The organism is Streptomyces pseudovenezuelae (assembly GCF_029892565.1).
GTDB lineage: Bacteria > Actinomycetota > Actinomycetes > Streptomycetales > Streptomycetaceae > Streptomyces > Streptomyces pseudovenezuelae_A.
In genome coordinates this window covers 590,702-613,095 of record NZ_JARXVH010000005.1, presented here as the reverse complement: position 1 = coordinate 613,095, position 22,394 = coordinate 590,702, and the positions used below count along the sequence as shown (strand labels likewise).

General features: G+C 69.9%; 19 protein-coding genes. 7 read left to right on the top strand and 12 right to left on the bottom strand.

The annotated features are described in order from the left end of the window. Positions 1-36 precede the first annotated feature (36 nt). The 3 genes from M2283_RS19230 to M2283_RS19220 all read right to left on the bottom strand — a co-directional run bounded on the left by M2283_RS19230 (position 37) and on the right by M2283_RS19220 (position 3,524). Entirely contained in the window at positions 37-1,995 is a 1,959-nt protein-coding gene (locus M2283_RS19230) for a S53 family peptidase (RefSeq protein ID WP_280877501.1), read from the bottom strand. Between the two features lie 237 nt (positions 1,996-2,232). Beyond that, a complete protein-coding gene (locus M2283_RS19225; protein ID WP_280877500.1) occupies positions 2,233-2,859 on the bottom strand; it encodes a DUF305 domain-containing protein in 627 nt (208 codons plus the stop codon). Continuing rightward, positions 2,856-3,524 carry a DUF3105 domain-containing protein gene (locus M2283_RS19220; protein ID WP_280877499.1) on the bottom strand — a complete coding sequence of 223 codons (669 nt, stop codon included), beginning with the start codon at positions 3,522-3,524 and terminating at the stop codon, positions 2,856-2,858. The genes M2283_RS19225 and M2283_RS19220 overlap by 4 nt, the downstream gene beginning before the upstream one ends. A 324-nt stretch (positions 3,525-3,848) precedes the next feature. Between M2283_RS19220 and glnA the strand changes: the two genes are divergently transcribed. Further along, complete coding sequence (glnA, locus tag M2283_RS19215; RefSeq protein ID WP_280877498.1) at positions 3,849-5,210, top strand: type I glutamate--ammonia ligase; 1,362 nt, start codon at positions 3,849-3,851, stop codon at positions 5,208-5,210. Between the two features lie 27 nt (positions 5,211-5,237). Here glnA and M2283_RS19210 read toward each other — a convergent pair whose 3' ends face one another. The 6 genes from M2283_RS19210 to M2283_RS19185 form a co-directional block, all read right to left on the bottom strand. Further along, a complete protein-coding gene (locus M2283_RS19210; RefSeq protein ID WP_280877497.1) occupies positions 5,238-6,257 on the bottom strand; it encodes a TolB family protein in 1,020 nt (339 codons plus the stop codon). Continuing rightward, positions 6,254-7,612 (bottom strand): MFS transporter, encoded by a 1,359-nt coding sequence (locus M2283_RS19205; protein ID WP_280877496.1) that lies wholly within the window; start codon positions 7,610-7,612, stop codon positions 6,254-6,256. Before M2283_RS19205 ends, M2283_RS19210 begins: the two co-directional genes overlap by 4 nt. A gap of 1 nt (position 7,613) precedes the next feature. Beyond that, positions 7,614-8,543 carry an alkaline phosphatase family protein gene (locus M2283_RS19200; protein ID WP_280877495.1) on the bottom strand — a complete coding sequence of 310 codons (930 nt, stop codon included), beginning with the start codon at positions 8,541-8,543 and terminating at the stop codon, positions 7,614-7,616. 179 nt (positions 8,544-8,722) lie between these two features. Then, a complete protein-coding gene (locus M2283_RS19195; RefSeq protein WP_280877494.1) occupies positions 8,723-9,163 on the bottom strand; it encodes a VOC family protein in 441 nt (146 codons plus the stop codon). Between the two features lie 64 nt (positions 9,164-9,227). Next, on the bottom strand, positions 9,228-9,740 hold the full coding sequence (locus M2283_RS19190; protein WP_280877493.1) for a pyridoxamine 5'-phosphate oxidase family protein: 513 nt from the start codon (positions 9,738-9,740) through the stop codon (positions 9,228-9,230). An 89-nt stretch (positions 9,741-9,829) separates the two neighbouring features. Then, complete coding sequence (locus M2283_RS19185) at positions 9,830-10,564, bottom strand: helix-turn-helix domain-containing protein (RefSeq protein ID WP_280877492.1); 735 nt, start codon at positions 10,562-10,564, stop codon at positions 9,830-9,832. 204 nt (positions 10,565-10,768) lie between these two features. On the opposite strand from M2283_RS19185, the gene M2283_RS19180 reads away from it, so the two are divergent. Both M2283_RS19180 and M2283_RS19175 read left to right on the top strand, forming a co-directional pair. After that, a complete protein-coding gene (locus M2283_RS19180; protein WP_280877491.1) occupies positions 10,769-11,665 on the top strand; it encodes a hypothetical protein in 897 nt (298 codons plus the stop codon). Positions 11,666-11,820: 155 nt separating this feature from the next. Continuing rightward, positions 11,821-14,832 (top strand): bifunctional [glutamine synthetase] adenylyltransferase/[glutamine synthetase]-adenylyl-L-tyrosine phosphorylase, encoded by a 3,012-nt coding sequence (locus M2283_RS19175; RefSeq protein ID WP_280877490.1) that lies wholly within the window; start codon positions 11,821-11,823, stop codon positions 14,830-14,832. Here the strand turns inward: M2283_RS19175 and M2283_RS19170 are convergent. Continuing rightward, positions 14,811-15,764 (bottom strand): DMT family transporter, encoded by a 954-nt coding sequence (locus tag M2283_RS19170; protein WP_280877489.1) that lies wholly within the window; start codon positions 15,762-15,764, stop codon positions 14,811-14,813. The two genes, M2283_RS19175 and M2283_RS19170, sit on opposite strands and share 22 nt — an antisense overlap. A 71-nt stretch (positions 15,765-15,835) precedes the next feature. Here M2283_RS19170 and M2283_RS19165 point away from each other — a divergent pair, with 71 nt between their 5' ends. Continuing rightward, on the top strand, positions 15,836-16,738 hold the full coding sequence (locus M2283_RS19165) for a LysR family transcriptional regulator (protein WP_280877488.1): 903 nt from the start codon (positions 15,836-15,838) through the stop codon (positions 16,736-16,738). A 53-nt stretch (positions 16,739-16,791) separates the two neighbouring features. On the opposite strand, the gene M2283_RS19160 is transcribed toward M2283_RS19165, so the two are convergent. Further along, entirely contained in the window at positions 16,792-17,655 is an 864-nt protein-coding gene (locus M2283_RS19160) for a phosphatase PAP2 family protein (RefSeq protein ID WP_280877487.1), read from the bottom strand. Between the two features lie 131 nt (positions 17,656-17,786). Beyond that, positions 17,787-18,821 (bottom strand): LacI family DNA-binding transcriptional regulator, encoded by a 1,035-nt coding sequence (locus M2283_RS19155; protein WP_280877486.1) that lies wholly within the window; start codon positions 18,819-18,821, stop codon positions 17,787-17,789. Positions 18,822-19,130: 309 nt separating this feature from the next. Between M2283_RS19155 and M2283_RS19150 the strand changes: the two genes are divergently transcribed. The 3 genes from M2283_RS19150 (at position 19,131) to M2283_RS19140 (ending at position 22,390) form a co-directional block, all read left to right on the top strand. Continuing rightward, positions 19,131-20,399 carry an extracellular solute-binding protein gene (locus M2283_RS19150; protein ID WP_280877485.1) on the top strand — a complete coding sequence of 423 codons (1,269 nt, stop codon included), beginning with the start codon at positions 19,131-19,133 and terminating at the stop codon, positions 20,397-20,399. Positions 20,400-20,484: 85 nt separating this feature from the next. Further along, positions 20,485-21,480, top strand: a complete 996-nt coding sequence (locus tag M2283_RS19145) for a carbohydrate ABC transporter permease (protein WP_280877484.1) — start codon at positions 20,485-20,487, stop codon at positions 21,478-21,480. A gap of 13 nt (positions 21,481-21,493) precedes the next feature. Next, on the top strand, positions 21,494-22,390 hold the full coding sequence (locus M2283_RS19140) for a sugar ABC transporter permease (protein ID WP_280877483.1): 897 nt from the start codon (positions 21,494-21,496) through the stop codon (positions 22,388-22,390). Positions 22,391-22,394 lie beyond the last annotated feature (4 nt).

Below are 22,394 nucleotides of genomic sequence, written 5' to 3'. Positions count from 1 at the left end.
GCCACCCCATTACAGGTGACCCGTACCGCTAAGGGATCAGTGGTGACCCTTGGGCTTGACGAACGACTGGACGTAGCCGCCCGCGGGCGTGCCCACGCCCGTCACGTCGTCGTAGCCCTTCACCGCGGACAGCGAGCTGTCCTTGCCGAGGCTGCGGACCGAGGTCAGCAGGCCGTCGGTGGCGTCGTAGCCGTTGGCGAAGTCCACGCGGGCCACCGCCAGGCCGGAGCCCGTGGGGTTGTCCGTGACGTCGTGGTACGCCTTCGAGCCGTACTTGGCGTAGATCGACGGGTTGGCGAAACCGATCGCCTTGCCGCCGCGCGCCTGCTGGGCCAGGGCCTGGACGGCCGCGATCACCGGCGAGGCCAGCGAGGTGCCGCCGATGCGGTACTCGCTGTACTGCTCCGAACCGTCCGCCTGGGTCTGCGTCTGGCCGACCTTGAAACCGGTGTTCGGGTCGGCGATCGCCGAGATGTCCGGGACGACGCGGTTGCCGGCGGCGTTGTTGGCCGTGGCGAGCGCGTTCGGGACGACACCCTTCTGGTAGTACGGCTCGGCGACGGTCTTGCTGGTGCCGCCGCCCGCACCCGAGGTGAAGGCGCCCGGGAAGGACGTCCAGCTCTTGCCGTCGGCCGACAGGTTGGCCTTCTGGGTGCCCCAGCCGGTCTCCCACAGGTACTTGTCGCCCTTGCCGACGGCGAGGGAGGTACCGCCGACCGCCGTCACCCACGCCGAGTTGGCCGGGGTGTCGACCTGCTTCACACCGGTGTTGGCGACCTCGTCGCCGTTGTCACCGGAGGAGAAGTAGAAGCCGATGCCCTCGACCGCGCCCAGCTGGAACACCTGGTCGTAGGCGGCCGCGAGGTCCGGGGTCTGGTTGGCCTCGATGTCGCCCCACGAGTTGGAGACGATGTCGGCCAGGTGGTTGTCGACGACCTTGCTCAGCGAGTCGAGCAGGTCGTCGTCCATGCAGGACGCGCCGCCCACGTACGTGACGTCCGCCGCGGGCGCGACCGCGTGCACGGCCTCGACGTCGAGGGTCTCCTCGCCGTACCAGCCCGAGGCGTCGCACTCGTCGGCGCCCGTGTTCGTGTAGTTGTCGGGCAGCACCTGGTGCAGCTGACCGGTCTTCCAGCCGGCGTCGCCGTGCTTCTTCGCATAGGTGGCCGCGTCGAAGGCGATGGTCGGCGAGGCGTAGGCGTCGGTGATGGCGACGCGCACGCCCTTGCCCGTGTACTTGCCCGCGCCGTAGGCGGCGCGCAGCTGCTTGCCGGTGTAACCCTGCACGGCGTACGGGATCTTCTTGCCGTACGCGCTGGGCAGCGAGGTCGCGGTCTTGGAGCCGTAGTACGAGGAGAACGGCCCCGCGTTCTTGAACACCGCGGTCGGACCCGGCAGTTGATCGTCGTGGTTCGCCTTGTGCGGAGCGTTGTCCAGGCCGGTGACGGTCAGGACGGCACCGTTCAGGCTGTCCGGCGCGGAGGCCGACTTCGAGGGCGCGCGGTAGGTCTTGGCGCCCTTGGTGTAGTTGTGCAGCTGGGTGCCGAACGCCTTCTCGGCGGCGGCCACGTCACCGGAGACGGAGACGTAGTGCTGCGAGACACCGGTGACCTTCAGTCCGGTGGACGTCAGCCACGACTTGACCGCGGCCACCTGGGCCTTGGTCGCGCCGAAGCGGGCCTGCACCTGCTTGGCGCTCAGGTACTTGCCGTACGCCGCCGAGTTCGGGTCGGACACGGCCTTCGCGTAGGCCGCGAGGCCGTTCGCGTCCTTGCCGGCGAGGTACACCCGCAGCGAGACCTGGGAGCCGTTGGAGGTGGCCCCCTTGTCCGCCTTGGCCGTGGCCCAGGTGGGCTTGGTGCCCGCCAGCGAGTCGCGGCCCGGGTTGTCCGCGGCGTGGGCCGCGGGTATGCCGAGCGCCAGCGCGCCGGCGAGCATGGGCAGTGTTGCCGCCATACTCACCACGGCACGCGACTTGGCGCGGTTGGATCTCATGGAACCCCCTGCGATGCGGTTCTTCGCATGTGTGGTCGGTCGCCGATGATCCTCGGAGAACCGCGCCGCGGCGGGGCACGGAATTGGATCAAACGGTAGGGGTCACTCTTGCGATGAACCGTTCATGCCAGGGGAATGCGAAAGCCAAGAGAACCTCTGCGAATGCCAAGAGAACCTCAAGGAACGGCCAGGATGGGTGAATTGGGGCTTTCGTTCGGTCCCGATCTTTCCGGAAGGTTACGAACGCGCCTTCGCGCCCCGCTCCTTGAGCATGTCCCCCATCAACTGGATCTCCGACCGCTGCGCGTCGACCATGCCCTGCGCGAGCCGCTTCTCCACATCGACCGAGCACTTGGCGACACAGCCCTCGGCCATGTGGATACCGCCCTTGTGGTGGTCGGTCATCAACTGCAGATAGAAGACTTCCGCCTGCTTGCCGTTGAGCTTCCCGAGCTTCTTCATCTCGGTGTTGGTCGCCATCCCCGGCATCAGCGAGCCGTCCTTGCCGGAGGCCATGTCACCCATGCCCATCCACGTCATCGGCGCATCCGCCGACACCTTCGGCAGCCCCCACAGGTCCAGCCAGCCAAGGAGCATGCCCCGCTGGTTGGCCTGCGTCTGCGCGATGTCGTATGCAAGACGACGTACGTCCGTGTCCTTCGTGCGGTCGCGCACGATGTACGACATCTCCACGGCCTGCTGGTGGTGCACCGCCATGTCCCGGGCGAACCCGGCGTCCGCGGAGTCGGCGGCCGGAACGCTCGTACCGGATCCGCCGCCGTCCTCGGCTACCGCGTAGGTGATCCCGCCGGCCGCGACCAGCGCCACCGCCGCGGCCCCCGCGATCAGACCGAACTGCCTCACTGCGACAGGCCGTTCGTGCACGCGGCCCCCGGCTCCGGGGTCTGCTTGCCCTGCACGAACTCCGCGAAGAACTTGTCCACGTTCGGGTCGCTCGCGCTCGTCACCGTGCGCTGCTTGCCCCACGCGGTCAGCATGATCGGGGCGGGCTGCTTGTCGTCCGGACTCATCAGCGTGTACGGCGTCTTCTTCACCTTCGCCGCCAGCGCGTCCACGTCCGCCTTCGAGGCCTTGCTCGTGTACGTCACCCACACCGCGCCGTGCTCCAGCGAGTGCACGGCGTTCATGTTGTTGAGCGCCTTGGCGTAGACGTCGCCGTTGCAGTTCATCCAGACCTGGTTGTGGTTGCCGCCCACCGGGGGCTCGGTCGGGTACTTCACCGTCTTGGCGACGTGGGTACGGCCCAGCGTCCCCTTCCACGTCTTCACCCCGTCCTTGCCGGTGACGAAGTGCCCCGAGGTCTTCGAGTCGGACGCGGTGTCATCCTTGTCACTCTGCGACTTCACCACGAACACGCCACCCACGATCAGACCGGCGACGACGACCACGCTCGCGCCGATCGTCAGGATCCGGGTGCGCCGCTCACGGGCCCGCTCCGCGCGCTGCATCTCCTCTATACGCGCCTTGCGGGCCGCACTGTTGCTGTTCTTCGCCTTGGCGGAACCCATGAGGTGTGTCCTTCTGGGGAAAAGGTGGCCGGTCGGTCCGCTGATCGTAGTGGGGGAGGGGAAACCTTTCGTAGGTGGGTCACAGCCAACCCTGGGTTTGCCCGGATCAGTACGGGCCGGGCATTACGGATACCGGTCCGAGCAGGCAAGATGGCCTGAGAGTCGTACACCTGCCGTATCGGAGCCGTTCAGGTCTCAGTCGCCCGGCCGATCATGGTCGGCAACGCGCATGAAATGCTGTTGTGGTGGGATGCTCAGGTGCCCGACCGCCTCCCGCGTGACCTGGGGCAGGCGGCCTGACCAGCAAGGATGGGGAATCGGAAGATGGACAAGCAGCAGGAGTTCGTGCTCCGGACACTGGAGGAGCGCGACATCCGGTTCGTACGCCTGTGGTTCACGGACGTGCTGGGCTTCCTGAAGTCCGTCGCCGTGGCCCCCGCGGAACTGGAACAGGCCTTCGACGAGGGCATCGGCTTCGACGGCTCCGCGATCGAGGGCTTCGCCCGGGTCTACGAGTCCGACATGATCGCCAAGCCCGACCCGTCGACGTTCCAGATCCTCCCGTGGCGCGCCGAGGCCCCCGGCACCGCCCGGATGTTCTGCGACATCCTCATGCCGGACGGCTCCCCGTCCTTCGCGGACCCGCGCTACGTCCTCAAGCGCGCCCTGACCCGCGGCTCCGACCTGGGCTTCACCTTCTACACCCATCCGGAGATCGAGTTCTTCCTGCTGAAGGACCGCCCGCTGGACGGCTCCCGCCCGACCCCCGCCGACAACTCCGGCTACTTCGACCACACCCCCCAGAACATCGGCATGGACTTCCGCCGCCAGGCGATCACCATGCTGGAGTCGATGGGCATCTCGGTCGAGTTCTCCCACCACGAGGGCGCCCCGGGCCAGCAGGAGATCGACCTCCGCTACGCCGACGCGCTCTCCACGGCGGACAACATCATGACGTTCCGCCTGGTCATGAAGCAGGTGGCGCTGGAGCAGGGCGTGCAGGCGACGTTCATGCCGAAGCCGTTCTCGGAGCACCCCGGGTCCGGTATGCACACCCACCTCTCCCTCTTCGAGGGCGACCGCAACGCCTTCTACGAGTCGGGCTCGGAGTACCAGCTCTCCAAGGTCGGCCGCTCCTTCATCGCGGGTCTGCTGAAGCACGCGGCGGAGATCTCCGCGGTCACCAACCAGTGGGTCAACTCCTACAAGCGCATCTGGGGCGGCTCGGAGCGCACGGCCGGCGCCGGCGGCGAGGCCCCCTCCTACATCTGCTGGGGCCACAACAACCGCAGCGCCCTGGTCCGCGTCCCGATGTACAAGCCCGGCAAGACGGGCTCGGCCCGCGTGGAGGTCCGCTCCCTGGACTCCGGCGCGAACCCGTACCTGGCCTACGCCCTCCTCCTGGCCGCCGGCCTGAAGGGCATCGAAGAGGGCTACGAACTCCCCCCGGGCGCCGAGGACGACGTCTGGGCCCTCTCGGACGCCGAACGCCGCGCGATGGGCATCGAGCCCCTCCCCCAGAACCTGGGCGAGGCCCTCACCCTCATGGAACGCAGCGACCTGGCGGCCGAGACCCTGGGCGAGCACGTCTTCGACTTCTTCCTGCGCAACAAGAAGTCGGAGTGGGAGGAGTACCGCAGCGAGGTCACGGCGTTCGAGCTGCGGAAGAACCTGCCGGTTCTCTAGCCCACCGAAGGTCTCGGTCGACGTTCTCTACTCGACGAACGCAGGGGACACAGCCGCGGTGCTGATGCGCCGCGGCTTTCCCGTGCCGTCTGCCGGGAGCTCGTAGAGGTCGGCTCCGTAGTCGCCGGGCAGGGCGTAGACCAGGGTGTGGTTGTTCTGCCAGGCGGCCTGGTCGTCGACGCTGCGGGGTTCCGACAACGGGGTTTCGCGCATCGTGCGGAGGTTCAGGACGTACAGGTGCCAGGGGGCGTCCTTCGGGAGGCCCTTCACTCGTTTCTTGTAGGCGATGCGCGTGCCGTCGGGGGAGAGGGACGGGCATTCGACGTTCTCGTGGAGCGTTGTCACCGTGCGGGTTCGTAGGTCGCCTTGGACCAGGTATGTCCGGCCCTTTGTCGCCAGCGTCGCGTAGAAGGTGTTGTCGTCCGACGTGAACGTCACGCCCCAGAAGTTGGCGTCCGCCGAATGGTAGCGGTGGCCGTTCTTCACGATGCGGAAGGCCTCCAGCGACGGGATCAGCTTGCCCGTGCGGACGTCCACGATCGCTGCTCGGGTCGAGAAGTTCGTACCCGCGTATGAGTCGCCGCCCACGAACGCCGTCCACGCGGCGAAGTGGCCCGTCGGGGAGACGCGGGCGCGGGAGGGGATGCCCGGGACGTCGTAGTGGGCCGTCTCCTTGAGGTGGGTGTCGAGGATCAGGGCGCGGTAGGTGTCGGCGACGGGGCCGTGGACCGACTGGAGGCAGACGCCGGTGCCGGCGGCCGCGTAGAAGCGGAGGCATTTCACGCCGGAGGCCACGCGCGGGCCGGCGGGGGCGGACGCGGGGACCGTCGTCAACTCGTCGCGGTGCGGGCCCCAGGCCATGTTGCGGAAGACCATGCGGCCGGGGGTGGTGAGGGTGACTGGGCCGGAGGTCACCTTCGGGCCGCCCGGTTGGGTCTCGTTCCTGCGGTCCGCGCGTGCCGACGCGTGCAGGATCGACGCCACCGCTACGACGGCGAGTGCGAGGACGGCCGCCAGGAGGACGAGGACGCGGTTGCGTACGGTCATGTCGCGAGCCTTTCCTTCGCCGGGCGCGCCGGGCGCAGGGATACGGCGGAGAAGGCCGCGCACGCAGCCAGCACCACCGTCGCCGTCAGCAGGGCAGTGCGATCGCCCCACAGGGTCCACGCGGCGCCGAAGCCGAGTGAGCAGACGAAGCGGGCCAGTGCCTGGCCGGTCTGGACCACGGCGAGGCCCGAGGAACGCAGCCGCTCCGGCACGTTCTCCGATGCCGCCGCCATCAGCACGCCGTCCGTCGCCGCGTAGAAGCCGCCGTGCAGGAGCAGGACGGCGTAGGGGAGGGCGGGGCCGTGCCAGGAGGTGAGGAGGAGGGCGTACGCCAGGAGCAGTGCGCCGTGGCCGGCCACGAAGACGCGTCGGCGGCCGACCCGGTCCGCCAGCCGGCCCAGCGGCAGTGCGAGGAGCAGGAACGCCGCCGCTGTGCCCAGCGGGAGCAGCGCGAACCAGCGGTCGGGGACGCCCAGTCGGTGCTGGAGGAGGAGGTAGACGAAGGAGTCGCTGACCGTGGCCAGGCCGAGGAGCAGGGCGCAGATGGTGATGCGGCGCAGGTCGCGACGGCCGAGGAGGCCCAACGCTGCGCGCAGGGTGGGGCGTTGGGGCGACTCCGGGGCTGATGTCGATCCGCCCGGCACAGACACTGGTACCGGCACCGGCACCGGCACCGGCACAGACCCCGCCCCCGGCCCCCGCGCCGACCCGCCCGGCACGAACAGCACCAACACCAGCACCCCGAGCACCGCCACGCAGAAGCTCACCGTGAACACCGCGTCGTAGCCGTCCACCGTCGCCCGCAGGATCAGGAACGCCGCCAGCGGGCCGAGCAGCGCGCCCGCCGTGTCCATCGCGCGGTGCACTCCGAAGGCGCGGCCACGGGTCTCGGGCGTGGAGGAGAGGGAGATCAGGGCGTCGCGCGGGGCCGTGCGCAGGCCCTTGCCGGTGCGGTCGGCCGCCAGGATCAGGCCGATGGGGGTGAGGGTGTGCGCGAGCAGGAGCAGGGGTTTGCAGGCGGCCGAGATGCCGTAGCCCAGGCCCGCCACCCACTTGTGCCGGCCGTCGCCGCGGTCGGCCAGGTGGCCCCCGGCCAGGCGGACGAGCGCCGAGAAGCCGTTGTAGACGCCGTCAAGGAGGCCGAAGCCCAGCGGGGAGAGGCCGAGGCCCGTCACCAGGTACAGCGGGAGGACCGCCGTCACCATCTCCGAGGACACGTCGGTGATCAGACTGACCGTGCCGAGCGCGAGGACGGTGGGGGCGATCGTGGTGCGGTAGCGCCCGGCGCGTGAACGCCGGGCGGTACCTTCCACGGACGCCGTCGGGGTGCTCGCGCGGCTGTCCGCTACGTACACGTCAGGACGTCCAGATGCCGGTGATGTCCTTGGCCGAGGCCGCGTTGCCCGCGTGGGTGGTCAGGCCCTGCGAGTCCTCCAGGGTGCGCAGCAGGTCGTAGTGGTTGTAGGTGGTGGACGAGGTCGAACCGGCCGTGACCGGCTGGCCGTACAGGACCGTCGGGATGCGGTTGCCGGCCAGCCGGTTGTCCTCGTCGAAGGTGACGACGAGCAGGCTGTTGTGGGTCTTGGCCCAAGTCGCGTACGCGCTCAGCTTGTTCTTCAGCCAGGTGTCGCCGGTGGACACCGAGCAGTCGTGCATGTCGCTGCACAGGTTGGGCACGACGAAGGACACGTCGGGCAGGGTCGCGTAGTCGGTCGGGAACTGCGCGAAGGTCTTCGCGGTGGACGTCGGCACGTTGCTGAAGCCGAACCAGGGGTTGTGCTTGCGGGCATAGGTGCCGCTGCTGCACGTCGTCGAACCCTGGCTGGGCAGCGTCTCGTTGTAGCTGGCCCAGGTGCCGCCGGCCGCGAGCACCTCGGAGGCGAGGTTGGCTGCCGAGGAGAAGCCGGGCGTGTAGCAACTGTCGTCCGTGACGCCCTGGGTGGAGCCGGAGAACAGGGCGAAGTAGTTGGGCTGGCTCGGGTGGGTCTCGGCGTACGACTGGCTGAGGTCGGCGCCGCCGGTCCTGAGCGAGTTGATGTACGGCGCGCTGGAGGAGCTGATCACCTGGCTGTAGGCGTGGTTCTCGAAGACCACCACGACCACGTGGTCCGGGTTCGGCACGGTGCCAGCGGCGTGCGCGGACGGGGAACCGCCGAGACCGGTCCACAGACCGACGGCCGTCGCCGTGAAAGCGAGCGCGGCCGCCACGGCGGTACGGCTGCGGCGCAACGTCGAACGGGCGGAACTGGAACGGGCGGAGCTGGAACGGGCGGAGCTGCCGGACACATCGACCTCCGGTGGGGGAAGCGTGGGGGGAAGAGCGGGGGCGGCGGTGCGGATTACTGATTGAGCATGCACACGCCAAGATTCTCCCGCCCCACGTCACCCGACCGGAAGCATGAAGACCGGATGAACTACTCCCACCCGGAAGACGGGAGAGCGATCCCGTCCGGAAGTCGGGCGAACTACTCCCGCCCGGCCGCCAGTTGAGCGAGCACCTGGTGCAGCGGCTCCGTCTCCCGCTTGCGGTACTCCTGGATCGCCCACCCGTTGCCGTCCGGGTCCTTGAAGTACATGAAGGTCGCCCCGTCCTGCGGTGCGAACTGCTGCGGCTCGGTGACCTCCAGACCGCGCGCGGTCAGCTCCTCGTACGCCGCCTTCGCGTCCGTCACGCACAGCTGCATCCCGTGGTACGTCCCCGGTTGCGGCGTCCCCGTCGGCACCGGGAGCCCGTCGACCAGCGCGATCGAACACCCCGAGCCGGACGGCGTGAGCTGCACGATCCGTACGCCCTCCATCACCTCACCGTCGAGGTCCACGTGGAAGCCGACCTTGTCCCGGTAGAACTCCTTGGCCCGGTCCACGTCGGTGACCGGCATGAGGATCACTTCGAGGGTCATGTCCATAACGACTCCTTTGTCGCAGGCTGTCGTACGCGGGTGGAACACCTCTCGTACGTCTCCGCGTACGTCACTCGAAGCGCCACCGCGTCTGGCTGAACGGCTCCCCCTTACCGAAGCCGAAAACGGTGCGGGGCGCCACCGCGAACACGAAAGCGTGCCCGGGGCCGTGGTGGAAGGCCTCGTCCCGCACCTCGAAGTGCCAGAAACTGCCGTACTTGGCCTCCCAAGCGGCGGCCAGCTCCCGCAGTCGCCCCTCGCCGGTGACCCGCACGGCCTCGCCCTCGACGACCAGGTCGTGCCCCTTGTCCCAGGTGTTCGTGCCGGTCGTCAGCACGACGTGCGGGTTCTCGGCCAGGTTCTTCGCCTTACGTTCCTCGGGCCCCGTGCAGAAGTGGAGCGCCCCGTCCGCCCACACCGCCGGCAAGGGCGTCACATGCGGCCGCCCGTCAGGCCGTACCGTCGAGATCCAGAACAACTCGGCCGCCCGGAGCCGCTCCTCGGCCGCGGCCCAGTCGGTCGCGGTGGCCGCCGGGTCGCTGTAGCGGGGGTCGAGACGGGTCTGCGGGTCGTGGTCCGTCATGGGGTGTCCTCCTCGTACCGGCGCATGAGGCGATGACCGTGCTCATGAGGTGGTGACCGCCCCGGCCGCGAGAACTCATCGCCCGCCCGTCAGGCGTACTCCGGGAACACCCGTGCCACCGCCGCGGTACGGCTGGACACGCCGAGCCGGCCGAACGCGTTCTCCAGGTGCTTACGGACGGTACTGGGCGCCACGCAGAGCTGCTCGGCGATCTGCGGGGTGGTCATGCCGAGGGCCACGCAGCGCAGGACGTCCAGTTCCCGGTCGGTCAGCCGCACCGGGGTGCGGCGCCTGCGGGCGGCCGCCAGGTAGATCTCGTACAGGTGCGGGGCCAGCAGCCGCAGCGTGGTCATCTCGTGGTCCTTGAAGGGTTGCCCGTCCGTGCGGAACAGCTGGAAGACCCGGGTGCGGCCCGGCGCGGTGGGCAGGGCGACGTCCGCGATGGTGGGGCAGGGGCGCAGGAACTCGGTGTAGATCGGCAGGTTCCGCAGTCTGTACGCCGATACGAAGTCCGCCATCTGCGTCGTCTCGGGGGTGTCGTGCGGCCTGGAGACCTGCTCGCACTGGAGGTGCTGGTGGCGCCAGCGCCAGTACGCCTCCATCGGGCCCTGGTCCTCGTCGTACGGGGTGCACCGCTCGTTCCAGCCGGTCCTGGTCGGGACGTCCAGCTCGGAGAAGCCCACGCACTCGCAGGGGACGAGCCGTTGCAGCCCGAGGAGCAGGGACATCGGGGCCACGCCCTCCGCGAGATCCTGCCGGGCCTCGTTCAGGACGTCCGCCATGCGGCGCAGATGGGTTTCGGCGGTGGTGAAGGGCGGAGTCATGACGGCCTCCCTGGGCCGGTCCTACGTCCCTACGACGCTACGCGCCCCGGACGCCCGTTTCGCGGAGATTCGCCAAATGCCGTATGGGATACGGCGATCGAAGCGCCCACTGTCGATATGTACGACCTCTTCGGCCGCGACCTCGACGACCTCTCCGGCCGTAGGCACGACCACCGAAGCGGTCGGCTCGAACGGAGGCACCTCATGTGCAACGACCGACATCCACAACGCAACGATCCCCGCCCGCATCGCGTCGCGGCCCTCGCCACCGGCGCCGCCGCCCTGACCGCCGTCCTGCTCGCCACCGGCTGCGACGGGACGACGTCCGTCACCGCCGCGGCCGCCTCGGCGCAGGACGACAAGGGCGGCTCGGCCCCGCGTTTCACCACCCTGCGTTTCACCCTCGACGCCCGCGGTGGCGTCCAGCTCACCGGTGGCTCCCGCGCGGCGGCCACCGCGGCCGGGAGCTTCTCCGTGACCGGCGGTCGCACGCACCGGTTCGACCGGCCCGGGGACCGGCTGCTGGTGGTGCTGCGGCACTGGCCCGACTCCGGTACGGAACGGGCCTCGCGCGGGCGGGCGCCTCAACTGTTGCCGCCGGACGAGTCGGCGGTGGAGACCGGGTTCCTCGTCGACACCGCGAGCTGGGTGCGGGCCGAGCTCGACGGGCAGTCGCTGCGGTGGCTGCGCCGCGACACGCTCCGCGTCGACGTCACCGACTCCGCCGTCGGCGAGCCCACGGTGCTCACGCTGTCCGGACCGCACGGGGGTCGGTCCGGACAGCCCGTACCGCCGCCGCTCGGCACGCGCGCGTGCGCGAGCCTCGACGCGGACACCGCTCGGCACGCGGTCCTCCCGGAGGTCGCGACGGGCACGGATGTCCCCGACGCCCTCGCCCGGCTGAGCGGCCTGTGCCTCGACGTCCAGTACGCCACCCGCCCGGGCGGCACCCCAGGAACGGTCCGCCAGGTACTCGTCCCGCTCGCCGGCCACCCCACCACATCGGCGGCTCTGCCACCCACGGACGGCACCGCGCCGACCCCGGGCGACCGAGTCCTCCTGGACCCGACCCGCCCGGCGACACTGGTGGTCGCCCGCTGAGGGGGGCGGTCCCCTGAAGTGGCCCGGGGCGGGGTCGTCCGCCCGGCGAAACCGCCGTTCCGTCCCGGCGCTTCCCCCAGGCTCTCCGGTTAGGCTCGACCTCGTACGACCTTGATCCGACAGGCGTACGACGGTGGACGGGACGGGAGGCCGGGATGACGGCGCCGGGGCGCAGGAGCAGTACCTTTTCGCGGCTGCTGCGGCACGGTTTCACCGATCCCTCGGCGGCCGAGCGGCTGCTGGAGAGTGGCGAGCTGACGCCCGTGCGCAATGATCCGGTGTTGTTGGAGGCGCTGGGGGCGACCGCCGATCCGGATCTCGCGTTGCTCGGGCTGGTCCGGCTGCTGGAGGCCCAGCCGGACACCACCGCGTGGCGGACGCTGCTCGACACGTTGATAGCGGCCAAGCCGCTGCGCGACCGGCTGCTCGGTGTGCTCGGTGCCTCCTCCGCGCTCGCCGACCACCTGGCCCGGCATCCGCACGACTGGCACGCGCTCGTCACCTACGAGCCGCGCGATCTGCACCCGGGCGTCGAGGAGTTCGAGCGGGGGCTCGCCGAGGCCACCGACCCGGTCACCCTGCGCGTCGCCTACCGCCGCTGCCTGCTGTCCATCGCCGCCCGTGACGTGTGCGGCACCACCGACCTCGCCCAGACCGCCGCCGAACTCGCCGACCTCGCCACCGCCACCCTGCGCGCCGCGCTCGCCATCGCCGGTGCCGCCGCGCCCGACGACGCCGCGCTGTGCCGGCTCGCGGTGGTCGCGATGGGCAAGTGCGGCGGCCACGAGCTGAACTACGTCTCGGACGTCGACGTCATCTTCGTCGGCGAGGCCGCCGAGGGCGCCGACGAGGGCAAGGCGATCAGGGCCGCCACCAAACTCGCCTCGCACATGATGCGGATCTGCTCCGAGACCACTGTCGAGGGCTCCATCTGGCCCGTCGACGCCAACCTCCGCCCCGAGGGCCGCAACGGCCCCCTGGTCCGCACCCTCAGCAGCCACCTCGCCTACTACCAACGCTGGGCCAAGACCTGGGAGTTCCAGGCCCTGCTCAAGGCCCGCCCGGTGGCCGGCGACCTGGAGTTGGGCGAGGAGTACGTCACCGCCCTCGCCCCGATGGTCTGGCAGGCGGCCGAGCGCGAGAACTTCGTCGCCGACGTGCAGAAGATGCGCCGCCGGGTCGTCGAGAACATCCCCCTCACCGAGGTCGACCGCGAACTGAAGCTCGGTCCGGGGGGACTGAGAGACGTCGAATTCGCCGTGCAGCTCTTGCAGTTGGTGCACGGCCGGGCGGACGCCTCCCTGCGCAGCGGCACCACACTGGACGCGCTCCAGGCACTGGCCGCGGGCGGGTACGTGGGGCGGGCCGACGCGGTCCAACTCGACGACGCCTACCGGTTCCTGCGCTCCATGGAACACCGCATCCAGCTCTACCGACTGCGCCGCACCCACCTGGTGCCCGAGGACCAGGCCGACCTGCGCCGCCTCGGCCGCTCCCTGGGCCTGCGCGCCGACCCGGTCGCCGAGTTGACCCGCGAGTGGCGCCGGCACGCGTCCGTCGTACGCCGCCTGCACGAGAAGCTCTTCTACCGCCCGCTCCTCGACGCCGCCGCCCAACTGGCCCCCGGCGAGGCCCGGTTGAGCCCCTTGGCGGCCCGCGAGCGACTGGTCGCCCTCGGCTACGCCGACCCGGCCGCCGCCCTGCGGCACCTGGAGGCGCTGGCGTCCGGAGTGACCCGCAAGGCGGCGATCCAGCGGACGCTGCTGCCGGTGCTGCTCGGCTGGTTCGCCGACTCCGCCGACCCGGACGCGGGACTGCTCAACTTCCGCAAGGTCTCGGACGCGTTGGGCAAGACACCGTGGTACCTGCGGCTGCTGCGCGACGAGGGCGCCACCGCCGAGAACCTCGCCCGCGTGCTGTCCGCCGGCCGCCTCGCCCCCGACCTGCTGATGCGGGCACCGGAAGCGGTGGCCCTGCTCGGCGACGGCGGCGGGGACGGCGGTGGCCTGAAGCCGCGCGCCCGGGCCCACCTGGAGCAGGAGGTCCTCGCCGGGGTGGGCCGCGCCGACAACGCCGAACAGGCGGTCGCCGTCGCGCGCGGGGTACGGCGCCGGGAACTGTTCCGCACGGCCGCCGCCGACATCGTCGGCTCCTACGGCACCGACACCCACCCCGTCGAGGCCGACCAGGGCGCCCTGGTGGACCGGGTCGGCGGCGCGGTCTCCGACCTCACGGCGGCGACCCTCGCGGGCACGCTGCGCGCGGTGGTGCGGGGCGGTTGGGGCGACACCCTGCCGACCCGGTTCGCGATCATCGGCATGGGCCGCTTCGGCGGCCACGAACTCGGCTACGGCTCCGACGCCGACGTCCTGTTCGTGCACGAGCCGCGCGAGGGGGTGCCGGAACGGGAGGCCTCGGAGGCCGCCAACAAGGTCGTCTCCGAGATGCGCCGGCTGCTCCAGGTACCGAGTGCGGACCCGCCGCTGCTCATCGACGCCGACCTGCGCCCCGAGGGCAAGTCCGGGCCCTTGGTGCGGACGCTCAACTCCTACGAGGCGTACTACCGCCGGTGGTCCTTGGGATGGGAGTCGCAGGCGTTGCTCCGGGCCGAACCCGTCGCCGGGGACGCGGACCTGGGGCAGCGGTTCATCGAGCTGATCGATCCGTTGCGGTATCCGGCCGAGGGGCTCGGGGACGACGCGGTGCGGGAGATCCGGCGGTTGAAGGCTCGGATGGAGTCGGAGCGGATGCCTCGCGGCGCCGATCCGAAGCTGCATACCAAGCTCGGGCCCGGTGGGTTGTCCGACGTGGAGTGGACCGTGCAGTTGCTTCAGTTGCAGCACGGGTGGGTGGAGCCGGGGCTGCGGACCACGCGGACTCGGGAGGCGTTGGCCGCGGCTTGCGCCGCCGGTCTTGTGTCCGGTGAGGACGCCGAAATACTGGATGAGGCCTGGGTGTTGGCGACTCGGGTTCGCAATGCCGTGATGTTGGTGCGGGGGCGGGCCGGGGACACGTTTCCCTCTGAAAGTCGTGAACTGGCCGCCGTGGGGCGGTACTTGGGGTACGGGCCTGGGCATGCGGGGGACATGCTCGATGCGTATCGCCGTACGGCGCGTCGGGCACGGGCAGTTGTGGACGAGCTGTTCTACGGGGCTGCGGCGATATAGGAGGGTTGTTCGTCGGCTGCCACCGAGTGAGGGCTGGGCGCGCAGTTCCCCGCGCCCCTGCGGGGCGCTTCCACGCGGCGTCGGCTGGAGAGGGCGACGCCCGCCAGGACCACCGCCATGCCCGCCACCACCCGCCAGCCCACCCGCTCGTCCAGGACCAGCGCGCCCAGTGTCACCGACACCACCGGCAGCAGGTAGCCCACGGTCGCCGCGTTGGTCGCGCCCTCGTCCGCTATGAGGCGGTAGTTGAGGTAGAAGGTGACGCCTGTGCTGAGGATGCCCAGGGCGGTGACGGCGAGGAGGGCCGTGAGGTCGGGGTGCAGGTGGCCGACGACGGGGAGGGCCAGGGCGCTCCAGCCGGTGGCTGTGAGGAGTTGGGCCGCCGAGACGGCCAACGGCGCTTCGCGGGCTGTGAGATGGCGGGCCATGTAGGCGAACGCCACGGCGTAGCTCGCGGCGGCGGCCAGCAGGGCCAGGGCGCCCCAGCCGAAGAGGTCCGAGCGGTGCCAGGGGGCGAAGATCAGCACCGTACCGGCGAAACCGAGGAAGAGGCCGGTCAGGCGGGCCCGGCCCAGGCCGCGGTCGGTGCCGAGGGCGACGCCGATGAGCAGGGACCACAGGGGAGTTGTGGCGTTCAGGACGCCGGCGACACCCGAGTCGACCGTCTGCTCGCCCAGGCCGAACAGGGCGAAGGGCAGCGCGTTGCAGAAGAGCGCGGCCACGACGAGGTGGCCCCATACCTTGCGTGAGCGGGGCAGGGACTGACCTGCTCGGCGAGCCAGGAGCAGGAGTACGGCCGTGCCCAGGGCGCAGCGCGCGATGGTGATCTGGGCCGGGGTGAGGCCGTGGTCGAGGGCGAGTTTGATCCAGAGGAACCCGGAGCCCCAGAGAAGGGCGAGGACGGCCATGCGGAGCGAGGAGGCAAGCGGCATGGCTCTACGGTGGCCCGCAGGGGCCGTAAGGACAAGTGAAAGATTATGCAGGCACTGTTAACCTCTCCTACATGCTGGATGTGCGACGGATGCAGGTGCTGCGGACGGTGGTCGGCAGCGGGTCGGTGACGGCGGCGGCTGCGAGCCTCGGGTACACGCCCTCCGCGGTGAGTCAGCAGGTGGCCGCGCTGGAGAAGGAGGCCGGTGCGGCCCTTCTTGAGCGGTCCGGGCGGGGGGTGCGGCCGACGGCGGCGGGGCTGTTGCTCACCGAGTACGCCGATGCCATCGGCCGACAAGTCGCCGAGGCGGAGACCGCGTTGGCCGATCTGCTCGCGGGGCGCACGGGACGGCTGTCGGTGCGGTACTTCGCGACTGCAGGGTCGGCGCTCGTCGCTCCGGCGGTGGCCCGGATGCGGGCCGAACACCCGGACGTACAGGTCGAGTTGAAGCTGATCGACCCCGAGGATCCGCTGCCGGACGTGCGCGAGGGGCGGGCGGATCTCGCGCTGGTGGTGGGCGGAGAGCGGCAGGCCACCGGCGTACGGCTGCTGCATCTGCTCGACGATCCCTACCTCGCCGTCCTGCCCAAGAGGCACCGGCTCGCGGCCCGGCGGACCGTGGAGCTGGCGGAGCTGGCCGAGGAGCCCTGGGTCGGCAGCGAGTGGCCGGGGCCCTGCCTGGACGCCCAGCTGAGCGCGTGCGAGGCCGCCGGGTTCCGGCCCAGGTTTGTGGTCGAGAGCGAGGACTACGTCACCGCGCAGGGCTTCGTCGCGGCGGGCCTCGGGGTGAGCCTCATCCCACGGCTGGGGCTGGGCGGCGGCCGGCATCCGCAGGTGGTGCTGCGCGAGGTGCGGCGCCCGGAGCCGACCCGCACGATCAGCGCGGCGGTACGGGAGTCGGCACCGCTCCAGCCGGCCTTGCGCACGTTCCTGGAGGCGCTGCGGGCGGCGGCGGGGGAGTCGGAGGCGTCGTAGAACTGAACTGCCGGGCGGGCCGGGTTCCGTGGCCGCTACGCGTTCGCCCGCGGCTACGCCTTCCTCGGCAGCAGGCGCTTGCCCGTGGCCCTCGCCGGTGGCAGCTGGGGCAGGGTGTACGGCAGGGCGCCGTACCAGATGCGGGCCACGGCGAAGCCGAAGGCGAGGCAGAGCATGCCGCCGACCGCGTCGAGCCAGAAGTGGTTGGCGGTGGAGACGATGACGAGCAGCGTCGCCGTCGGGTAGAGCAGGCCCAGCACGCGCACCCACGGCACCTTGGCCAGCGTGAAGATCGTCAGCCCGCACCACAGGGACCAGCCGATGTGCATGGACGGCATCGCGGCGTACTGGTTCGACATGTGCTTGAGATCGCCGGACGCCATCGAACCCCAGGTCTGGTGGACCATCACGGTGTCGACGAACGTGCTGCCGTTCATCAGCCGGGGCGGGGCGAGCGGATACAGGTAGTAACCGACCAGCGCGACCAGGGTGGTGGCGAACAGGACCATGCGCGCCGCCGCGTAGCGGCCCGGATGGCTGCGGTACAGCCACACCAGCACGCCCAGGGTCACCACGAAGTGCAGTGTCGCGTAGTAGTAGTTCATGCCGACGATGAGCCAAGTCACCGAGTTCACACCGTGGTTGATCGACTCCTCGACGGCGATGCCGAGATGGTGCTCGACCTTCCAGATCCAGTCGGCGTTGCGCAGCGCCTCGCCGCGCTGCTCCGGAACCGCGTTGCGGATCAGCGAGTACGTCCAGTAACTGACGCCGATCAGCAGGATCTCGAACCACAGCCGCGGCCGGCGCGGAGTACGCAGCCGACGCAGGAACCCCGGCCGTCGTCCGGCCGTGCCGGGGTCGGGAACGGCCGTCTGCTCACGGTCTTCCAGACTGGTCACGGTCGACTCACCCATAGACACAAAGTCTGCCAGAAACGCCTTCCTCGACCGATCATCCCCTGGGCGGGTTCGGGCCGCACTTCCTACGACGGGAAGACACCCCGCCCTACTACCAGCGAACCGGTCGACACCCCGGGTTCTCCGCCCTAGGGACGACCGCGCTCTCCGGGTGCCGAGGCGGTCGAACCCCGTACCACCAGCTCAGGCATGAACACGAACTCGCTGTGCGGAGCGGGCGTCCCGCCGATCTCCTCAAGGAGTGTGCGGACCGCCGCCTGCCCCATCGCGGGCACCGGCTTGCGGATCGTGGTCAGCGGTGGGTCGGTGAAGGCGATCAGCGGGGAGTCGTCGAAGCCCACCACCGAGACGTCGCGCGGGACGTCCAGACCGCGCTGGCGGACCGCGCGTATCGCGCCCAGGGCCATCATGTCGCTCGCGCACACCACCGCCGTGCAGTTGCGCTCGATCAGTGCGGCGGCGGCGGCCTGGCCGCCCTCCAGGGTGTACAGCGAGTGCTGGACGAGTTCCGTCTCGACCTCCTGCGCACCCAGTCCCAACAGGTCCTGCAGGGCCCGCACGAAGCCCTCGATCTTGCGCTGCACCGGCACGAACCGCTTGGGTCCCAGGGCGAGTCCGATCCGGGTGTGGCCCAGGGACACCAGATGCGTGACCGCCAGCGTCATCGCCGCGCGGTCGTCGGGGGAGATGAAGGGCGCCTGCACCTTCGGCGAGAAGCCGTCCACCAGCACGTACGGCACGCCCTGCGCGCGCAGCCGGTCGTAGCGCTCCATGTCGGCGGTGGTGTCGGCGTGCAGTCCGGAGACGTAGATGATGCCGGCGACCCCGCGGTCCACCAGCATCTCCGTCAGCTCGTCCTCCGTGGATCCGCCCGGGGTCTGGGTGGCGAGCACGGGGGTGTAGCCCTGCCTGGTCAGCGCCTGTCCGATGACCTGGGCCAGGGCCGGGAATATGGGGTTCTCCAGCTCCGGGGTGATCAGCCCCACCAGGCCCTCGCTGCGCTGTCGCAGCCGGACCGGGCGCTCGTAGCCGAGCACGTCCAGCGCGGCGAGCACGGACTGGCGGGTGGTGGCGGCGACGCCCGGCTTGCCGTTGAGGACCCGGCTGACCGTCGCTTCGCTCACCCCCGCCTGGGCGGCGATGTCGGCAAGCCGTGTGGTCACGGGGGTGGACTGTACCGGCCGTCGGCCCGCCGCGGGTTGCTGCCTCATAGCGATCCTCATGTCCTGGTCGGTACACGGCAAGAGCTTGCAGAGTCTTGCACAAGTGTCTCCGACCCGCTCAGCCGCTTCAATAGGTGCCTTCAGGGGGATCGAGGTCAGGTCACACGCGGGTAACTCTCCGGCCGTCTTGCAATTTTTTGCTGCAAGGTCTTTCGTCATCCTTGCAACGCTGTTACGTTCCCAATCGCCCGGCCGCCGCAACGGCGCAGTCGGCAGCACCACACGGGCTTTCACCCTCAAGGAGAACTCATGCGGCGTGGCATAGCGGCCACCGCGCTGATGGCGTCCCTCGCTCTCGCGGCGACGGCGTGCGGCGGGAGCGACAGCGGCGACAAGGCGGACGGCCCGGTCACCATCACCTGGTGGGACACCTCCAACGCCACCAACGAGGCGCCTACCTACCAGGCCTTGGTGAAGCAGTTCGAGGCCGCCAACAAGGACGTCAAGGTCAAGTACGTCAACGTCCCCTTCGACCAGGCGCAGAACAAGTTCGACACCGCCGCCGGCGCCACGGGCGCCCCGGACGTGCTGCGCTCGGAGGTCGGCTGGACCCCCGCCTTCGCCAAGAAGGGCTACTTCCTGCCGCTGGACGGCACCGAGGCCCTCGCGGACCAGGCCAAGTTCCAGCCCAACCTGATCAAGCAGGCGCAGTACGACGGCAAGACCTACGGCGTCCCGCTGGTCACCGACACCCTCGCGCTGGTCTACAACAAGGCCCTCTTCGCGAAGGCCGGCATCGAGGCCCCCAAGACGTGGGACGACCTCAAGACCGCCGCCGCCACCATCAAGAGCAAGACCGGTGTCGACGGCTACTGGGGCTCCACCCAGGCCTACTACGCGCAGAGCTTCCTCTACGGCGAGGGCACCGACACCGTGGATGCCGCCGCCAAGAAGATCACCGTCGACTCGGCCGCCGCGAAGAAGGCGTACGGCACCTGGCAGGGGCTGTTCTCCGGCAAGGGCCTGCACAAGGCCGACACCACCGCCGACGCCTACGCCCACATCCAGGACGCGTTCGTCAACGGCAAGGTCGCCGCGATCGTCCAGGGCCCGTGGGAGATCACCAACTTCTACAAGGGCAGCGCGTTCAAGGACAAGGCCAACCTCGGCATCGCCACCGTCCCGGCCGGCTCCACCGGCAAGGCGGGCGCCCCGACCGGCGGCCACAACCTGTCCGTCTACGCCGGCTCGGACGCCAAGCACCAGAAGGCGGCCCTGAAGTTCGTCAACTTCATGGCCTCCGCCAAGTCGCAGTCGCAGATCGCCCTGAAGAACTCCACGCTGCCCACGCGCGACGACGCCTACACCGCCGAGGTCAAGGCCGACCCGGGCATCGCCGGCTTCCAGACGGTCCTGCCCGCCGCCCAACCGCGGCCCGCGCTGCCGGAGTACAGCTCCCTGTGGACCCCGCTGGACACCGAGCTGCCGAAGATCGCCGGCGGCAAGGAGTCCCTGGACAAGGGCCTCAGCAACGCTGAACTGGCCATCGCCAAGCTGGTGCCGGACTTCAGCAAGTGAGCCCCGCGTGACCGTCGGATCGCCCTGGCAGCACCGGGGGAGCGATCCGGCGGTCACCGGCCTGTCCTTCAGAAGGTGTTGAACCATGACAGTCGCCATCGACCGCGCGACCGGCAAGCGCCGCGGTGACCGAGCGCCGCGGGGCGGGCGCTTCAGACACAGCTACCAGAAGTACTGGTACGCGTACGCGATGATCGCCCCGGTGGTGGTCGTGCTCGGCGTCCTCGTGCTCTACCCCCTGGTGTACGGCCTCTATCTGACCCTCACCGACGCCAACAGCCTCAACACCGCGCGCACGATCGGCGTCAACCACATCGACGCCACCTACAAGTTCATCGGGCTCGACAACTACAAGGACATCCTGTTCGGCCCGACGTCCTACGACCGCTTCTGGTCGCACTTCATCTGGACGATCGCCTGGACCGCGCTCTGCGTCGCCCTGCACTACACGATCGGCCTGGGCCTGGCGCTGCTGCTCAACCAGAAGCTGCGCGGCCGCACCTTCTACCGGCTGATCCTCGTGCTGCCCTGGGCCGTGCCGACCTTCGTGACCGTCTTCGGCTGGCGGTTCATGCTCGCGGACGGCGGCATCATCAACACCGCCCTGGACGCACTGCACCTGCCGAGTCCCGCCTGGCTGGAGGACACCTTCTGGCAGCGGTTCGCCGCCATCATGGTCAACACCTGGTGCGGGGTGCCGTTCATGATGGTCTCCCTGCTCGGCGGCCTGCAGTCGATCGACGGATCCCTGTACGAGGCCGCCGAGATGGACGGCGCCACCGCCTGGCAGCGCTTCCGGTACGTCACCCTGCCGGGGCTGAGGTCGGTCAGCTCCACCGTCGTACTCCTCGGCATCATCTGGACCTTCAACCAGTTCGCCGTCATCTTCCTGCTGTTCGGCAACACCGCCCCCGACGCGCAGATCCTGGTCACCTGGGCCTACTACCTCGGCTTCGGGCAACAGCCGCGCGACTTCGCGCAGTCCGCCGCCTACGGCATCCTGCTGCTGGCCATCCTGATCGTCTTCACGTCCTTCTACCGCCGCTGGCTCAACCGCAACGACCAGCAACTCGCGATCTGAGGCGGGAGCTTCCATGAGTACGACCACTGTCGAGACCCCCGCCACCGTCGAGCCCCCGGCCACGGTCCGCACCCGGCGCCGCGGCGAGAACAGCCGCGCCGGCTCCCTCGTCTCCCACGGCATCCTGCTCGGAGCGAGCGTCGTCGCGCTGTTCCCGGTCGCCTGGCTGGTGTTCCTGTCGCTGGGCCCGGACAAGGACGACTATCTGCACCCCGGCGGCATCTGGTCCAAGATGACGGTCGACAACTACGCGTTCGTCCTTCAGCACACCAACTTCTTCGACTGGCTGAAGAGTTCGCTGATCGTCTCGCTCGGCACCACGGTCCTCGGCGTCTTCGTCGCCGCGACCACCGGATACGCGGTCTCCCGTATGCGCTTTCCGGGCTACCGGAAGTTCATGTGGGTGCTGCTGGTCACCCAGATGTTCCCGGTGGCCGTACTCATGGTGCCGATGTACCAGATCCTGGCCGACCTGCAACTCATCGACAGCTACCTTGGGTTGATCCTCGTCTACTGCTCGACCGCGGTGCCGTACTGCGCCTGGCTCCTCAAGGGGTACTTCGACACCATCCCGTTCGAGATCGACGAGGCCGGACGCGTCGACGGGCTGAGCCCCTTCGGGACGTTCGCGCGGCTGATCCTGCCGCTCGCCAAGCCAGGTCTCGCGGTCGCCGCGTTCTACAGCTTCATCACCGCCTTCGGCGAGGTCGCCTTCGCCACGACGTTCATGCTGGACGACCAGAAGTACACCCTCGCGGTCGGCCTGCAGAGCTTCGTCAGCGAACACGACGCCCAGCGCAACCTCATGGCGGCGACGGCGGTGTTGATCGCGATACCGGTCTCCGCGTTCTTCTACCTCGTACAGAAGAACCTGGTGACCGGCCTGACGGCAGGCGGCACGAAGGGCTGACCGC

Excerpts from the sequence above, each read along its gene's own strand:
- M2283_RS19230 (WP_280877501.1), bottom strand. The coding sequence starts at position 1,995 with ATGAGATCCAACCGCGCCAAGTCGCGTGCCGTGGTGAGTATGGCGGCA.
- M2283_RS19220 (WP_280877499.1), bottom strand. The coding sequence starts at position 3,524 with ATGGGTTCCGCCAAGGCGAAGAACAGCAACAGTGCGGCCCGCAAGGCG.
- glnA (WP_280877498.1), top strand. The coding sequence starts at position 3,849 with ATGGACAAGCAGCAGGAGTTCGTGCTCCGGACACTGGAGGAGCGCGAC.
- M2283_RS19210 (WP_280877497.1), bottom strand. The coding sequence starts at position 6,257 with ATGACCGTACGCAACCGCGTCCTCGTCCTCCTGGCGGCCGTCCTCGCA.
- M2283_RS19195 (WP_280877494.1), bottom strand. The coding sequence starts at position 9,163 with ATGGACATGACCCTCGAAGTGATCCTCATGCCGGTCACCGACGTGGAC.
- M2283_RS19190 (WP_280877493.1), bottom strand. The coding sequence starts at position 9,740 with ATGACGGACCACGACCCGCAGACCCGTCTCGACCCCCGCTACAGCGAC.
- M2283_RS19185 (WP_280877492.1), bottom strand. The coding sequence starts at position 10,564 with ATGACTCCGCCCTTCACCACCGCCGAAACCCATCTGCGCCGCATGGCG.
- M2283_RS19180 (WP_280877491.1), top strand. The coding sequence starts at position 10,769 with ATGTGCAACGACCGACATCCACAACGCAACGATCCCCGCCCGCATCGC.
- M2283_RS19175 (WP_280877490.1), top strand. The coding sequence starts at position 11,821 with ATGACGGCGCCGGGGCGCAGGAGCAGTACCTTTTCGCGGCTGCTGCGG.
- M2283_RS19170 (WP_280877489.1), bottom strand. The coding sequence starts at position 15,764 with ATGCCGCTTGCCTCCTCGCTCCGCATGGCCGTCCTCGCCCTTCTCTGG.
- M2283_RS19165 (WP_280877488.1), top strand. The coding sequence starts at position 15,836 with ATGCTGGATGTGCGACGGATGCAGGTGCTGCGGACGGTGGTCGGCAGC.
- M2283_RS19160 (WP_280877487.1), bottom strand. The coding sequence starts at position 17,655 with ATGGGTGAGTCGACCGTGACCAGTCTGGAAGACCGTGAGCAGACGGCC.
- M2283_RS19150 (WP_280877485.1), top strand. The coding sequence starts at position 19,131 with ATGCGGCGTGGCATAGCGGCCACCGCGCTGATGGCGTCCCTCGCTCTC.
- M2283_RS19145 (WP_280877484.1), top strand. The coding sequence starts at position 20,485 with ATGACAGTCGCCATCGACCGCGCGACCGGCAAGCGCCGCGGTGACCGA.
- M2283_RS19140 (WP_280877483.1), top strand. The coding sequence starts at position 21,494 with ATGAGTACGACCACTGTCGAGACCCCCGCCACCGTCGAGCCCCCGGCC.